This window comes from Gordonia sp. JH63, assembly GCF_009856645.1.
Lineage (GTDB): Bacteria > Actinomycetota > Actinomycetes > Mycobacteriales > Mycobacteriaceae > Gordonia > Gordonia hongkongensis.
Genome location: NZ_CP047235.1, coordinates 1,915,131 through 1,929,347 on the forward strand (window position 1 = coordinate 1,915,131; position 14,217 = coordinate 1,929,347).

The following is a 14,217-nucleotide window of genomic DNA, read 5'->3' on the forward strand; positions in this document are numbered from 1 at the left end:
ATGGTCGGATCTGGTGTCGGTCGGATCTGGTGTCAGGGCCCTGGCATGCTCACGGCACGAGGACGGCGGCGGTCGGCGTGATTGGCAGTCTACTGCGGCACCCGGCCGTTTATGCTGAGCCGCATGGCCTATCCGCGGGAGAATCTGGCGTCGGGGGAACGCGTCGTCCTCCATCGGCACCCGCACTGGAAATGCCTGCTCGGGCCGTTCCTGTTGTTCGGGCTCCTCACCGCCGCCGCCGGCGTACTCCTCGGCGTCATCACGTCGTCGGGGTTGCGGTCGACGCCGCAGACCGTGCTGCTCATCGCGGTCGCGGCGGTCTGGGCCATCGGCTTCTGCTGGTACTTCGTCCGCCCGCTGATGTATTGGAAGACAACGCATTTCGTGCTCACCGACCGGCGGGTGATGTTCCGCAACGGAATCATCACCCGGTCGGGCATCGACATCCCGATCCGCCGGATCAACACCGTCGAGTTCCGGCACGGCCTCGTCGACCGGATGTTGCGCACCGGCACGCTGGTCATCGAGTCGGCCTCCGACGAACCGCTGTCCTTCGACGACATCCCGCAGGTGGAGAGGGTGCACGCGCTGCTTTACCACGAGGTGCTCGACGTCCACGACGACGACGATCATCCGTGGGACGGACACCGGCGCGATTCCCACGACCAGCCCGCCGACGGTCCCGCGCACCCTGGTGACCGGGCGGAGAACCGGGGGGTCCGCGACCGATGACGACCGTGCTGCTCGCCGAGGACGACGCCGCGATCGCCGAACCGCTCGCGCGGGCGCTGTCGCGTGAGGGTTACGGCTGCGAGGTGGTCTCGACCGGGGCCGATGCCCTGGAGAAGGCCCTCGACACCCGCTTCGAGCTACTCATCCTCGACCTCGGGCTACCGGTGCTCGACGGTCTGGAGGTGTGCCGGCGGGTAAGGGCCCAGCGACCCGCGCTCGCGGTGCTGATGCTGACCGCACGCACCGACGAGGTGGATTTCGTGGTCGGCCTCGACGCCGGCGCCGACGACTACGTCGGCAAGCCGTTCCGCCTGGCCGAGCTGCTGGCGCGGGTGCGCGCCCTCCTGCGGCGTCGCCAGCCCGGCGACGTCGTCCTCGAGGGCGGTGCCCTGCGCCTGGACGCGCGGGCGCGCCGCGTCCTGGTGAACGGACACGACCTCACCCTGGCCAATCGCGAGTTCGACCTGCTGCGCTTCCTCATGGAACGCGCGGGCGAGGTGGTGACGCGCGAGGAGATCCTCACCGAGGTGTGGGGTTCGGCCGATCTGCGGTCGTCGAAGACCCTGGACATGCACATCTCGTGGCTGCGTCGGAAGATCGGCGACGACCGCCACGACCGTCCCCGCCACATCGTGACCGTGCGCGGCGTCGGATTCCGGTTCGACCCCTAGCCCATGCGCCGTCGCCTGCTCACGACCATGATCGCCGTCCTGCTGGCGGTCGGCGGGCTGCTGGGCATCCCGCTGAGTGTCGTCGCGTGGTGGTGGGTGGCCGACAACGCGCACCAGGACCTCGACAACCGGCTGAAGGTCATCGCAGACCAGTTGATCCGGCAGGAGGGGGCCGACGGCCGGATCCCGCCGGAGTCCCTCGACCGTGAGGCGTTCCGGCTGCTGCTGCCGCCGAACGGCAGCCTGATCGTCACCTTCCCCGACCCCACCGGCACCCTGCAGCGCACGGTGGTCGGGGCGGACATCAGCGAGCCCCGGCTCTCGGAGTCCATTGCCCTCGGCGCAGCCGGGACGCTGACCCTGTCCATCCCGCGCGACGAGGTGCGCAACGACCAGTTCACCGCGGCCTCGATCGTGGCCGTCATCGTCGTCGCGTCCGTCATCGGCGGCACGCTGGTCGCCGCGGTCACCGCGGGTCGGATCGTCGATCCGCTGACCGATCTCGCCGATCGGGCCGCGACCATGGGTCGGGGCGACTTCCGGACCCAGTGGAAGATGTACGGCATCGCCGAACTCGATCGGGTGTCGCGTGCTCTGGCCGACGCGAACGCCGAACTCGCCCTGCGCCTCGAGCGCGAGCGAGAGGTCGCCGGTGACGCCTCCCACCAGCTGCGCAGCCGCCTCACCGCGATCCAGCTGCGCCTGGAGGAACTCTCCCTGCACGACGACCCCGCGGTCGTCACCGAGGCCGAGGCCGCCCTCGATCAGATCGAGCGGCTCTCCGCCGAACTCGACGAGCTGGTCGAGGCGTCCCGAGCCGACGAACCCGCGCCCGAGTTCGTCGACGTGTCGGACATGCTGACGACGCTGGTCGGGGATTTCCGGCACGCCTTCGAGGCGAGGGGCCGCGAACTGCTGGCGACCTTCGACGGCGTCCCGCACGCGCTGACCGCGAACCCGGGTCGTCTCCGGGAGGCGGTCAGTGTGCTGGTCGACAACGCCCTGCAGCACGGCCGCGGGACCTGCCGGATCCACGTCGGCACCCTGCCCGCGGGCGATCTGGTGCGCATCACCGTCGCCGACGAGGGTGACGGGGTCGCCGACGAGATCGCCGCACACATCTTCCGTCGGGGTTTCTCGGCCGGGCGACGGCCCGGCGCGGGCCGGAGCGGGGTCGGCCTGTCACTCGCGCGGGCATTGATCGAATCCGACGGTGGCCGACTCGAACTGACCGTCCGGCGACCGCCGGTGTTCGCGATCGTCGTGCCCGCGCGGCTCGTCACCGGACGCGATCAGCTCGGCACCGACCGGGGCGACTCCGAACTCGCCGACGAGATCGACGAGAACTCCGGCCGGTCCCCGCGATCGGGCGTCAGGCGTGACCGAGTTCCTCATCGTTGAGCTCGGCGAGCGAGGGGTGCAGGTCGGTCGATCCGGCGTCCCCGCCGCGCAACTGTTCTTCGGGGAAGGCGAACTTGCGCAGTGCCCAGAACCGGAACGCCATCTGCATGAGGTTGCCGATGATGTAGCCGAGCACGAAGTCGATGACCACGATCTCGGACACGCTCAGGTTGGAGCGCATGTCGAAGATGTTGTTGGCGACGAACAGTGGAGCGGCCTGGAGGATGACGCCGATACCGCTGATGGCGAAGAACAGCATCGCCTCGTGGTGACGTTCGCGGCCGCCGCGGTTCTTGAACGCCCACTCGCGATTGAGGATGTAGCTCAGGATGGTGGCCAGGACGCCGGCGATGACCTTGGCGATGACCGGCTTGGTCTCCAGGACCGTGAGGCTCAGGCTGTAGAAGATGGCGAGGTCGAAGACGAAGGTGGTCCCGCCGACCATCGCGAACTTGATCAGTTCGTGGTGCCGCATCACGAGCCGACGGACCGGCGCTGGGAGGCGGGCGATCATCTCGTCGATCAATGGCACAAGATCCGAGTGTACGAAACGAAACCGCCGGGACACGTGCCGGGCGGTTGTGCGAATGATGCCGCATACATGCCACGATGGTGCGCGTGAATTCACGCGAGCAGGTCGGCGGGGCCGTGTCCCCGTCGTCGCAGGTGCCGCCGGTCCCTGAATCGGGGCGCCCGGGCGGCCGGGCGTCGGGGATGCCGACCGTGACGATGATCGGCGGCGGCCAACTCGCTCGGATGACCCACCAGGCCGCCATCGCCCTGGGCCAGTGCCTGCGGGTACTGGCGGCCTCGGAATCCGATCCGGCCGCCCAGGTGAGCGCCGACATCGTCCTGGGGTCGCACGACGACCTCGACGATCTGCGGCGCGCCGCGTCCGGGTCGGTCGCGGTGACCTTCGACCACGAGGGCGTCCCGCTGGCGCACCTGCAGGCACTCGAAGCCGACGGCGTCGCGGTGCTGCCGCCGTCGAAGGCGCTGCATTTCGCGCAGGACAAGCTCGCCATGCGGGTCCGGCTGGCCGAGCTCGGACTGCCCGTGCCCGACTTCGCCGACCTGTCCGGGGACCGGGCCGCGGCCCGGTCTCGTCTGATCGAGTTCGGCGAGGCCAACGACTGGGCCATCGTCGTCAAGGCGGTCCGCGGCGGTTACGACGGCCGCGGGGTGTGGCTCGTCGACGGCGCGGACGACGCTCTCGCGGTCTTCGACGAGTACCCCGACGACGCACCGGCGCTGCTCGCCGAACAGAAGGTGCCGATGCGACGAGAGTTGTCGGCGATGATCGCGCGGTCGCCGTTCGGTCAGGGTGGGGCGTGGCCGGTGGTCGAGACCATCCAGCGCCACGGGCAGTGCGCGGTCGTCCTGGCACCGGCTCCCGGGCTCGACGACGAGGTCGCCGCGCAGGCACAGCAGATGGCGTTGCGGCTGGCCGACGAGCTCGGTGTGGTCGGTGTGATGGCGATGGAACTCTTCGAGACCGTCGACGGCGAGCTGGTCGTCAACGAACTGGCGATGCGTCCGCACAACAGCGGGCACTGGACGATGGACGGCGCGGTGACCTCCCAGTTCGAGCAGCACCTGCGCGCCGTCCTCGACTATCCGCTGGGCAGTACGGCACCGAGTGCGCCGGTGACGGTGATGGCCAACATCCTCGGCGCGGCGGACGCACCGGCGATGTCGATGGACGAGCGGCTGCACCACCTCATGGCCCGGATGCCCGAGGCCAAGGTGCATCTCTACGGCAAGGGCGAGCGACCCGATCGCAAGATCGGGCATGTGAACATCGTCGGGCGCGAAGGGGATTCGCCGGAGTCGGTACGGGAGCGTGCCGAACGCGCGGCCCAGTGGATGTCGCGGGCGACGTGGACCGACGGATGGGATGAACATTCATGAGTGAGACGCAGGGCCCGCGGGTGGGCCTGATCATGGGCAGTGATTCGGACTGGCCGACGATGAAGGCGGCCGCCGAGGCGCTCGCCGAGTTCGACGTGCCGTTCCAGGTGGGTGTCGTCTCGGCTCACCGCACGCCGCAGCGCATGCTCGACTACGCGGCAGGCGCGGCGGGCCACGGCATCGAGGTGATCATCGCGGGCGCCGGTGGCGCCGCGCATCTTCCGGGCATGGTCGCGTCGGCGACCCCGCTGCCGGTGATCGGGGTACCGGTCCCGCTGCGGCATCTCGACGGACTGGATTCGCTGCTGTCGATCGTGCAGATGCCCGCCGGGGTCCCGGTGGCCACGGTGTCGGTCGGCGGCGCCCGCAACGCCGGGCTGCTCGCGGTCAGGATCCTCGCCGCCGCCGACGCCGACCTGCGCGCCCGGATGGTCGAATTCCAGCAGGGGCTCGAGCAGATGGTTCTCGACAAGGACGCGGCGCTCCAGCAGGAACTGTTGGGGGAGTAGGTCTTCCGCCGATCAGATCGTCGGCTGCAGGCCGAGTTTCGCGGTGAAGAAGTCGATGACCCGATCGTAGGCCTCGCGGGTCGGCTGCCCGGGCTCGTCGCGGAGGTCTTCGGTGAGCACCGAATGTGGCCGCGGCAGCATCGAATCCGGGTTCGCGGACTCGTCGGGTAGCTCGATGCCGATGAAGGCGTCGCCGAGGATCTCCCGGAGATACGCGAATCGGGCTCCCGGCACGAGACGGTCGCCCTGGAAACGAAGACCCATCACCTCGAGGCCGCGTGCGCACCGCGCTTGCACCAGAGCGAGATCCGACTCGCTCACGTCGATGGCCCGCGCGCGCCCCGGCAACACCGCGAACGGCAGTGAGGGCTGGGACAGCACCGGGGCGAGCATCCGCTCGTCGGTGGCCATCGCGAGTGCGAACCCGCCGGTGAAACACATCCCGACGGCACCGACCCCGGGGCCGCCGCACCGGTCGTGTTCGCGGGCGGCCAACGCCCGCAGCCACGACGCGACCGGTGACGTCTTGCCGGTGGCCAGGATCGTGAACTCGCGGGTGATGCAGGCCCGGGCGATGGTGCCGAGCATGTTCGTCGCCGAGCCGACCGCGCCGAGGTTGTCCGGGCGAGGATCACGGCCGTCGACGCCGAACAGCGACGGCAGCACCGCGGTGGCGCCCGCCCCGGCCACCCGGCGCGCGACGTCGGCGACCTTGGGGCTGATCCCCGGCATCTCGGCGATGACGATGACGGCGGGACCGCTGCCGAGGCGATGCACCCGGCGGGTGGTCCCGTACAGGGTCACGTCCTCGGCGTCGAAGTCGTCGAGCGGGTCGTCGGCCATCAGATCACGCCGCGTGCAGTGTGCCGAGGAGTGCGGAGTCAAAAAGTCGCGCCGGGATGCGGGCACCCCGGGCGATGTCCGGCGAGTCCGACGGCACCACCCGCGGACCGGTCACCCGGTAGTGCCGGTTCTTGCGGATCAGGCCGAAGGTCCCGGCGGCCCGCACATTGCGGACCCAGTCGGTGTGCCGCCCGTACGTGAGGATGATGGTGAGCCGATCGCCGTCGACCCACGCCATCACCGGGATCGAGTAGTGCCTGCCGGACTTGCGTCCGACGTGCTCGACCATCGCGTACGGAGCCAGTCTGGGCGCCCATTGTCGCTGGATGGGATTGGTCACTCGCTTGTTCAGCCGGGCCACCGCGCGGGGGATTCGCATGTCCCCACTGTGCCCGATCGACGGCGTGCCCGCGGGGTTCACGACAGGATCAGGGTGGCCTTTTCCATCTCGGCGATCGCCGCGAGCCGTTCCGGTGAGGCCGCGGAGACGTGGACGAGGCTGCCGCCCGCCAGCAGAGGTGCCAGGAGGTGGGCGATCACCCGGTCGCCGGAGTACCACGGCCGGGTGGACACCACGCGGGCGCCCGGTCCGATTCCCTCGCGCTCGGCCGTCGCCCGGGCGTCGTCGAGCGCCTCGCCGATGGCGGCGCCCTCGAGGGTGGCCGACGCCGGATAGCGGGAGACGAACTGATCGCCGTGGACGCGGACGACGCTGCCGTAGTCGCCGACGCCGGGCGGCAGGTCGCGCAGCGGCAGCGCGAACGGATCGAGCGAGGCGACCACGATCTCGTCGACGTCGGGATGGCTGTCCAGGCGATCACGGCTGGTGAACACGACCATCGGGTCTTCGGTGGAGTCGAAGTGCACCTCGGCGCCCGCCCAGAGCGCGCCCAGCAGGATGCCGGCCGTCTGCCAGTGCTCCGGGAGATCGACCGCGACGACATCGCCTTCGGCGACCCCGATCTCGTCGCGTAGGTAGTTCGCGGTCTTGGCCGCCCAGTTGCCGAGGGTCGCCGCCGAGAGCTCGGTGCGCTCGCCGGTCGCGTCGTCGTAGTAGGTCAGCAGCGGACGCGAATGATCGGCGACCGCGGCGAAGATCGCGTCGGTGAGAGTGTTCGGAGTCAGTTCACGCACATGGGCCCCTCGTTGCCCGCGGTGATCGGCGGGCGCTTGTTGCCGACGCGCTCGCTCGCCGGGGTGTTGTCGGTCTGGTCGCCGGTGTCGCTGATCGAGCCCGGACCGGCGTAGGTGTTGGTCAGCACCACCTTCAGCTGGTCGTCGGCGAGAGCGGGATCGGCGACGACCTGGGCGCCGCCGAGATCCTTGGCGAGGAGCCGAGCGGCGTCGCTCTCCTCCTTGGCGTACACGATCGAGTCCTTCGTGTCGGCCTTGCCGCTGGAGGTGGCTCCGACCCGGAAACCCTTGTTGGTCAGGATGTTCGCGACATTCGAGGCGAGCCCGTCGATGGTTCCTGCGTTGACCACGTCGACCGTGTAGTCGCCGCGCTGGATGCCCTGCGTCTGCTTCGGTGCCAGCAGGTCACCGGTGAAGGCCTGGACCTCGCGCGGGTCCACCTGGACGACGCTCTGCTGACCGTCCTCGCTCCAGCCCTGCTCGGTCACGATCGGGATGGTCGCGAACTTCACCCGGCCGCCGCTGAGGTCCTTGAGCTGTTCGGCGAACCGGATGATGTCCCAGTCGTCGTCGATGACCACCGACCGCGACACCGCGTTCTGCAGCTCCGACAACTTGCCCGGGTCGGTCAGGGTGTTCGCCGAGATGATCTTCTGCGTCAGCGACGCCATGAACGCCTGCTGGCGGGTGATGCGGTCGAGATCGCCGCGGGGGAGGCCGTGGCGCTGACGCACGAAGCTGAGCGCCTTGGGCCCGTCGAGAGTCTGACGGCCGGCGCGGAACCGCGCGCCCGTGAAGGGATCCCGGACCGCCTCGTTCAGGCAGACGTCGATGCCGCCGGCCGCGTTCGTCAGCAGCACGAAACCAAGCAGGCCCACCTCCGCGTAGTGGTCGACCTGCACGCCGGTCAGGTTGGCGACGGTGTCCACCAACGCCTTCCGGCCCGCCAGGGTGCCCTCGGACTCGGCCTCGCCCTCCGACTTGCCATCGGTGACCGCTTGCGCGCGAACGGTTTCGCGCGTCGTGCCGTAGGCGGCGTTGATCTTGCTCATCCCGACACCGGGCACGTCGACATACGAGTCGCGGGGGATCGAGATCGCGGTCGCCGACGAGCCGTCGTCGGGGATGCGGATCAGCAGGATGGTGTCGGTGTTGGTCGCCACCTCGTCTCCCGACCGCAGGAGTCGGAGTTCCTCCGGCGACAGCAGATTGCCCTTGGCGTCGGTCCGCGAATCGGTGCCCACGAGGAGGATGTCGACGGCCCCGTCTTCGGCGCCACCGCCGAGATCGAGTCCGCCGAGCTGGGTGATGCGGGTCTGCAGATCCGACATCGTGTTCCAGGCGTATCCGGTGCACAACAGCACCGCCACCGAGGCGACCGCGATGAGCGCACGACCCCAGCCGGCCCCCGGGGTCCGGGCACCTTTGCGTCGGCTGTCCGCCGGCGGCTTCGACGGTGGTTCCGGTGTCGACGACGTCGCCGCCGTGCGCCGGTCGCCGGACTTCGGTCCGGTCTGCTTCGGTCCGGCCGATTTCGGTCCGGTCGGCTTCGGGTCGGCGGACTGACGTGCGGTCGGCTTCCGCGGGCTCGTCTTGGGGTCGCCCGGCTTCCGCTCGGACGTCCGCTTCGCGGCCGGGGCCGGGCGGGTGTGGATCTCGCCGGAGGTGCGTCGGACGGGCCGCGGCTCGCCGGGGCGGCGCTGCCGGGTCGGGGTGGGTTCCACGGCTTCTGGCGTGGCTCGTCGACCGCCGGGGGCGCGACGTTCGGAGTTGCGGGGGTCGGCGGCCGGCCGACGCCGGGGGTCGCGGGGTTCGCGTGGATCGGCAGCGCGACGTCGCGGGTCCGGCGGGGGCTGGCGTCGCGCTCGGGGTGGGGGATTGCCCGGTTCACCGGGGAGCGGAGCGGCGCGGCGCGGGGATTCGCGTCCATCTGGTCCACCGTCGTACGGGGGCCGGGCCGGGCGCCTGCGCGCACCGGGCTCCGGGGCGCGCCGATCGCCGGGCATCGGCTGACGCCCGTCCGGACCCGGCCGTGCCGGACGGCGCGGCTGCGCGCGCCGACGCGGGCCGTCGGATGGTGAATCCACTGGTGAGCGGTCCCTTTCGAGGTCGGTACATCGGGTTCGGGGTCGACGCGGCGAGCGTTACGCCTGAGGATGTCGATGCTGATGTGCAAGGCGGGTCGGCTGTTGTGTGCTGTCGCCAGGCTACTGAAGTGATTCGCGAATTCGAGAACGCAACGCCGGTCGTGTGAGTAGCCGTCGTCACGTGTGCCGGCGAGCGCGTCGTCGCGTGGGTACCGCCGGACTCCGGCACGATGGTGCCCATGCGTGTGACGCCGAGCAACCCCACCGTGTACATCGTCGGCGCCGGCGGGCAGCTGGGGACCGCCCTGCAAGCACGGTCGAGCGAAGTTCCCGACGTCGTCGTGCGGTCGCTCACCTCAGCCGACGTCGACATCGCCGACCCGACCTCGGTGGCCGCCGCGCTGGGCGACCTCGGCCCCGACGACATCGTGGTGAACTGCGCGGCCTACACCGACGTCGACGGAGCCGAGGCCGACGCGGAGGGCTCGCGGCGGGTCAACACCACCGGGCCCGAGGTGCTCGCGCGCCGGACCGCCGACGCCGGCGCGTGGTTGGTGCACGTGTCGACCGACTACGTGTTCCCCGGTGCCGCCGCGGAGGGTTCCCGGCCGGTCGAGCGGAACGGATACGAACCCGACGACGTGAGCGGAACGCCCGCGACCGTGTACGGCCGCACCAAACTCGACGGCGAACGCGCCGCACTGTCGGCGGATCCGCGGGCCACCGTCGTGCGGACGGCATGGGTCTACACCGGCGGGCCCGACAGCCGCGACTTCGTCGGCACGATGCGGCGGCTCGAACAGTCGCGGGAGACGGTGTCGGTCGTCGACGACCAGCTCGGGTCCCCGACCTACTCGTACGACCTCGCCGACGGGCTCTGGGAACTCGTCGTCGCGGGCCCCCGCGACGAGGTCTGTGGCGCGGTCCTGCATGCGACGAACTCGGGCACGGCCACCTGGTTCGACGTCGCCCGCGGGGTCTTCGAAGAGGTCGGGGCGCAGCCCGACCGGGTCCTGCCCACGACGACCGCCGAGTTCCCGCGCCCGGCCCCGCGGCCGGCGTTCTCGGTGCTCTCCGGCCACTCCTGGGAGGCCGCCGGCCTCACCCCGCTCCGGCCGTGGCGACCCGCGCTGCACGCGGCGATCGCCGCGTCGGACGCCGACCCCGGTTCGTTACCCTGAGCGGCGTGCCAGTTCAGCCAGCCGTGGTGACGGTGACCTATTTCTCCGGCGATCACCTCGTGACCTTCCTGCGTAGCCTCGACGCGGTCACCGACGTCATGCCGCAGGTCATCATCGCCGACAACGGGTCCGACGACGGCGCGCCCGAGCGGGCCGAGCAGGAGTACGACACGGTCACGCTGGTCCGCACCGGCGGCAACATCGGCTACGGCGGTGCGATGAACCGCGGTGTCGCCGAACTCGACCCGGATGTCGAATTCGTGCTCATCTCCAATCCGGATGTCGAGTGGAAGCCCGGTGCCATCGACGAGCTGATGGCCGCCGCGCAGCGCTGGCCGCGAGCGGGTTCGCTCGGCCCGCTGATCCGCGAACCGGACGGCTCGATCTACCCCTCGGCGCGGCGCGTTCCCGACCTCGTGTCGGGCACCGGACACGCGATCCTCGGCACGGTGTGGAAGTCCAATCCGTGGACCGCGGCCTACCGCGCGGACGACGAGACACCGTCGGAACGCCCGGTGGGGTGGCTGTCGGGCTCGTGCCTGCTCGTTCGGCGCGAGGCCTTCGACGCCATCGGCGGCTTCGACGCCCGCTACTTCATGTACATGGAGGACGTCGATCTCGGCGACCGCCTCGGCAAGGCCGGGTGGCAGAACGTCTATGTGCCGAGCGCGGAGGTCGTGCACACCAAGGGGCACAGCGCCGGCCGGCATCCGGAGAAGATGCTGCCCGCCCACCACCGCAGCGCCTACCGGTTCCAGGCCGACCGCAATCCGGGACCGTGGCGGGCGCCGCTGCGCCTGGCGTTGCGCATCGGCCTGGAGGTCCGATCCCGGCTCGCCGTGCGCGCGGCGCGACGCGCGTCGGCGAGCGAGAACTCCCGATGAATGCTGAAGTGAACACCAGTCACCTCGAGGAAGGACCCGATCCAGTGGACAACTACACCGTGCGTGAGTCGGTGGAAAGACCGTCCGTGGGGGGATCGGACAACATCAGGGAGGACGTCGAGGCCGTCGTCCTCGTCGGCGGGAAGGGAACCCGCCTGCGCCCACTCACCCTGTCGGCGCCGAAACCGATGCTGCCCACCGCCGGGCTGCCGTTCCTGACCCATCTGCTGTCCCGCATCCGGGCGGCCGGTATCCGCGACATCGTGCTCAGCACCTCGTTCAAGGCCGAGGTCTTCAGCGAGTACTACGGCGACGGTTCGAAGCTGGGCCTGCGCATGCGCTATGTCACCGAAGACGAGCCGCTGGGCACCGGCGGTGGTATCCGCAACGTCCTCGACGAACTGACCGCGAGCACGATCGTGGTGTTCAACGGCGACGTCCTCGGTGGCACCGATGTCGGCGACGTCATCGACAGTCACCGCGCCGCCGACGCCGACGTCACCATCCACCTCGTGCGGGTCAGCGACCCCCGCGCGTTCGGCTGCGTCCCGACCGACGCCGACGGCCGGGTCACCGCGTTCCTGGAGAAGACCCAGGACCCGCCGACCGACCAGATCAATGCCGGCACCTATGTGTTCAAGCGCGAGGTCATCGAATCCATCCCGGCCGGCCTGCCGGTGTCGGTCGAGCGTGAGGTGTTCCCCCGGCTGCTCGCCGAGGGCAGTCACGTCCACGCACACGTCGATCACGCGTACTGGCGGGACATGGGTACGCCCGAGGACTTCGTCCGCGGCTCGGCCGACCTCGTCCGCGGAATCGCGCCGTCGCCCGCCCTGGGGGACCGTCGCGGCGAGTCCCTCGTGCACGAAGGCGCGGGAGTGGGCCCGGGTGCCCTTCTGATCGGCGGCACGGTGGTCGGCCGTGGCGCCGAGGTCGGCCCGCGCGCCCGTCTCGACGGCGCGGTCGTCTTCGACGGCGCCGTGATCGAGGCCGGCGCGGTCGTGGAACGGTCGATCATCGGCTTCGGTGCCCGCATCGGGCCGCGTGCGCTGGTCCGGGACACGGTCATCGGCGACGGTGCTGACATCGGCGCCCGTTGCGAGCTGCTGCGCGGCGCCCGGGTGTGGCCGGGAATCGAGATCCCCGACAACGGGATTCGATTCTCGACGGACGTCTAGTCCAGCAGGAGCGCGGCCGACTAGCGGATCTTCGCGGCGGCGAGCACGCCGGGCCCGAGCGGGATGACCACGGGAAGCAGCTGCTCGTCGTCGGCGATCAGCAGGGCCGCCTCGCGGGCCGCCGCCGTCGGCGGTTCGGTGCGGGCCGGGTCGCCGACCGTTCCGTGCGCGGTCGCGTTGTGGACGACCACGACACCTCCCGGTCGCAACATCCGGACGGCCTCGCGCACGAACCGCGGCAGGTCCAGGAGTGGTCCGTCCACGAAGACGAGGTCATAGGACGCGTCGGACAACCGCGGCAGCACCTCGACCGGCGTGCCGTTGATGAGCCGGGTGCGGCCCGGGGCGATGTCGGCGCCGGCGAACGATGCCCGCGCGGCCCGGTGATGTTCGGGCTCGGGATCGATCGTGGTCAGCACGCCGTCGGCCGACATGCCGTTGAGCAGCCAGAGGCCGCTCACCCCGGTGCCGGTCCCGATCTCCACGACGGCGCGCGCATCGGCCGCGCGGGCCAGCAGAGCCAGTAGCGCGCCGACCGCCGGGCTGACCGGTGTCGCGCCGAGCTCCTCGGCGCGAGCGCGGGCGGCGATGACGGCGTCGTCCTCGACGATGGCCGACTCGGCGTAGGCGATCAGGTCGGGGCGTGTGGACGGCGTTGACTCGGTCACGCGTCGAGGTTAGTCCGGGCCCGCGGCGGAACCCGATCCGGCACGCCAGACCTGGGCGAATCCGCTCGCGGCGAGACCGCCGATGCATCCTCAGGCAACACTCAGGCGCCTCATACGGCGGCCACACTCCGATAGGAGAGGGTGAGAGCTGTTCCGGTTGGGGCAGGTCCCGGGAGGTCGGTGTGAACTCCCTGGCAGCTCGGGAATACCCAGCCGGAATCATCCGTTCGTCTTCGGTGAGTGCTTGGGTCACCGGGTGCGTGTTTCACGAGAGAGGAACCGACCACCGACCATGACCGATCCCCGCGATCCTGCCGACGCCGTGCCCGCCGTTCCGGCGGGCACCGCAGGTTTCGACGCCACCGGCGACGAACTGCTCATGCCGTCCTGGGACGACCTGGTCCGCGAACACGCCGACCGCGTCTACCGTCTGGCCTACCGTCTGTCGGGGAATCAGCACGACGCCGAGGACCTCACGCAGGAGACCTTCATCCGGGTCTTCCGCTCGCTGTCGAACTACCGTCCCGGCACCTTCGAGGGCTGGTTGCACCGCATCACCACCAACCTGTTCCTCGACATGGTCCGTCGCCGCAGCAAGATCCGGATGGAAGCCCTGCCCGAGGAGTACGACCGGGTGCCGGCCGACACCCCGGATCCGCAGCAGGTCTTCGACGCGACGAACCTCGACCCCGACCTGCAGCGCGCCCTCGACTCGCTGGCTCCCGACTTCCGCGCGGCCGTGGTGCTGTGTGACATCGAGGGGCTGTCCTACGAGGAGATCTCCGCGACCCTCGGTGTCAAGCTCGGTACCGTCCGCAGCCGCATCCATCGCGGTCGGCAGAGCATCCGCGACGCCCTCGCGGCCCAGGGACACACCAGCAGCCGTTCGGTCGCGCTCGGCTCGCACGCCTGAGGTCGCTGCCGGGAACCCTGCTCCGCCGAGCATCGTTGAGAGTCTCGGATACGCTGAGACGTTGCCTGTGTCACGGGACACGATGCGATCGGAGTCCGCAGTCCG

15 protein-coding genes are annotated in these 14,217 nt (G+C 70.4%); 9 read left to right on the plus strand and 6 right to left on the minus strand.

The genetic code is table 11. From position 1 onward, the window contains the following. Positions 1 to 123 precede the first annotated feature (123 nt). From GR168_RS08655 to GR168_RS08665, 3 genes are read left to right on the plus strand one after another with little or no spacing between them, the layout of a single operon-like run. Positions 124 to 732, plus strand: coding sequence for a PH domain-containing protein (locus GR168_RS08655; RefSeq protein ID WP_238995054.1), 609 nt, complete (start codon positions 124 to 126; stop codon positions 730 to 732). Continuing rightward, positions 729 to 1,403, plus strand: a complete 675-nt coding sequence (locus tag GR168_RS08660) for a response regulator transcription factor (protein ID WP_159370539.1) — start codon at positions 729 to 731, stop codon at positions 1,401 to 1,403. The genes GR168_RS08655 and GR168_RS08660 overlap by 4 nt, the downstream gene beginning before the upstream one ends. A 3-nt stretch (positions 1,404 to 1,406) precedes the next feature. Continuing rightward, positions 1,407 to 2,804, plus strand: coding sequence for a HAMP domain-containing sensor histidine kinase (locus GR168_RS08665; protein WP_159370540.1), 1,398 nt, complete (start codon positions 1,407 to 1,409; stop codon positions 2,802 to 2,804). Here the strand turns inward: GR168_RS08665 and GR168_RS08670 are convergent. After that, positions 2,776 to 3,336 carry a GtrA family protein gene (locus GR168_RS08670; RefSeq protein ID WP_197282748.1) on the minus strand — a complete coding sequence of 187 codons (561 nt, stop codon included), beginning with the start codon at positions 3,334 to 3,336 and terminating at the stop codon, positions 2,776 to 2,778. The two genes, GR168_RS08665 and GR168_RS08670, sit on opposite strands and share 29 nt — an antisense overlap. 77 nt (positions 3,337 to 3,413) lie before the next feature. On the opposite strand from GR168_RS08670, the gene GR168_RS08675 reads away from it, so the two are divergent. Then, on the plus strand, positions 3,414 to 4,715 hold the full coding sequence (locus tag GR168_RS08675) for a 5-(carboxyamino)imidazole ribonucleotide synthase (RefSeq protein WP_055475044.1): 1,302 nt from the start codon (positions 3,414 to 3,416) through the stop codon (positions 4,713 to 4,715). Then, entirely contained in the window at positions 4,712 to 5,224 is a 513-nt protein-coding gene (gene purE, locus GR168_RS08680; RefSeq protein WP_065632794.1) for a 5-(carboxyamino)imidazole ribonucleotide mutase, read from the plus strand. The genes GR168_RS08675 and purE overlap by 4 nt, the downstream gene beginning before the upstream one ends. A 12-nt stretch (positions 5,225 to 5,236) precedes the next feature. Here purE and GR168_RS08685 read toward each other — a convergent pair whose 3' ends face one another. The 4 genes from GR168_RS08685 to GR168_RS08700 are packed head-to-tail and all read right to left on the minus strand — an operon-like array spanning position 5,237 to position 9,288. Continuing rightward, on the minus strand, positions 5,237 to 6,067 hold the full coding sequence (locus GR168_RS08685) for a dienelactone hydrolase family protein (protein WP_159370541.1): 831 nt from the start codon (positions 6,065 to 6,067) through the stop codon (positions 5,237 to 5,239). A 4-nt stretch (positions 6,068 to 6,071) separates the two neighbouring features. After that, positions 6,072 to 6,446, minus strand: coding sequence for a nitroreductase family deazaflavin-dependent oxidoreductase (locus tag GR168_RS08690; protein ID WP_065632795.1), 375 nt, complete (start codon positions 6,444 to 6,446; stop codon positions 6,072 to 6,074). A 38-nt stretch (positions 6,447 to 6,484) separates the two neighbouring features. After that, entirely contained in the window at positions 6,485 to 7,201 is a 717-nt protein-coding gene (locus GR168_RS08695; RefSeq protein ID WP_159370542.1) for a TIGR03089 family protein, read from the minus strand. Beyond that, complete coding sequence (locus GR168_RS08700; protein ID WP_238995055.1) at positions 7,189 to 9,288, minus strand: LCP family protein; 2,100 nt, start codon at positions 9,286 to 9,288, stop codon at positions 7,189 to 7,191. Before GR168_RS08700 ends, GR168_RS08695 begins: the two co-directional genes overlap by 13 nt. Before the next feature lie 230 nt (positions 9,289 to 9,518). On the opposite strand from GR168_RS08700, the gene rfbD reads away from it, so the two are divergent. The 3 genes from rfbD to GR168_RS08715 are packed head-to-tail and all read left to right on the plus strand — an operon-like array spanning position 9,519 to position 12,531. Next, positions 9,519 to 10,469, plus strand: a complete 951-nt coding sequence (rfbD, locus tag GR168_RS08705) for a dTDP-4-dehydrorhamnose reductase (protein WP_159370543.1) — start codon at positions 9,519 to 9,521, stop codon at positions 10,467 to 10,469. Positions 10,470 to 10,474: 5 nt separating this feature from the next. Next, complete coding sequence (locus GR168_RS08710; protein ID WP_203235915.1) at positions 10,475 to 11,353, plus strand: glycosyltransferase family 2 protein; 879 nt, start codon at positions 10,475 to 10,477, stop codon at positions 11,351 to 11,353. Positions 11,354 to 11,397: 44 nt separating this feature from the next. Further along, positions 11,398 to 12,531, plus strand: a complete 1,134-nt coding sequence (locus tag GR168_RS08715; protein ID WP_055475036.1) for an NDP-sugar synthase — start codon at positions 11,398 to 11,400, stop codon at positions 12,529 to 12,531. Positions 12,532 to 12,551: 20 nt separating this feature from the next. On the opposite strand, the gene GR168_RS08720 is transcribed toward GR168_RS08715, so the two are convergent. Next, positions 12,552 to 13,199: an O-methyltransferase gene (locus GR168_RS08720; protein WP_055475035.1), complete on the minus strand. Its 648-nt coding sequence runs from the start codon at positions 13,197 to 13,199 to the stop codon at positions 12,552 to 12,554. A 292-nt stretch (positions 13,200 to 13,491) separates the two neighbouring features. Between GR168_RS08720 and sigE the strand changes: the two genes are divergently transcribed. Beyond that, on the plus strand, positions 13,492 to 14,112 hold the full coding sequence (sigE, locus tag GR168_RS08725) for an RNA polymerase sigma factor SigE (protein WP_055475034.1): 621 nt from the start codon (positions 13,492 to 13,494) through the stop codon (positions 14,110 to 14,112). The last annotated feature ends 105 nt before the right edge of the window (positions 14,113 to 14,217 follow it).

What these genes read in the sequence shown, in the direction of transcription:
- GR168_RS08655 (WP_238995054.1), top strand. Translation starts at nt 124, where the DNA reads ATGGCCTATCCGCGGGAGAATCTGGCGTCGGGGGAACGCGTCGTCCTC.
- GR168_RS08660 (WP_159370539.1), top strand. Translation starts at nt 729, where the DNA reads ATGACGACCGTGCTGCTCGCCGAGGACGACGCCGCGATCGCCGAACCG.
- GR168_RS08665 (WP_159370540.1), top strand. Translation starts at nt 1,407, where the DNA reads ATGCGCCGTCGCCTGCTCACGACCATGATCGCCGTCCTGCTGGCGGTC.
- GR168_RS08675 (WP_055475044.1), top strand. Translation starts at nt 3,414, where the DNA reads ATGGTGCGCGTGAATTCACGCGAGCAGGTCGGCGGGGCCGTGTCCCCG.
- purE (WP_065632794.1), top strand. Translation starts at nt 4,712, where the DNA reads ATGAGTGAGACGCAGGGCCCGCGGGTGGGCCTGATCATGGGCAGTGAT.
- GR168_RS08685 (WP_159370541.1), bottom strand. Translation starts at nt 6,067, where the DNA reads ATGGCCGACGACCCGCTCGACGACTTCGACGCCGAGGACGTGACCCTG.
- GR168_RS08690 (WP_065632795.1), bottom strand. Translation starts at nt 6,446, where the DNA reads ATGCGAATCCCCCGCGCGGTGGCCCGGCTGAACAAGCGAGTGACCAAT.
- rfbD (WP_159370543.1), top strand. Translation starts at nt 9,519, where the DNA reads ATGGTGCCCATGCGTGTGACGCCGAGCAACCCCACCGTGTACATCGTC.
- sigE (WP_055475034.1), top strand. Translation starts at nt 13,492, where the DNA reads ATGACCGATCCCCGCGATCCTGCCGACGCCGTGCCCGCCGTTCCGGCG.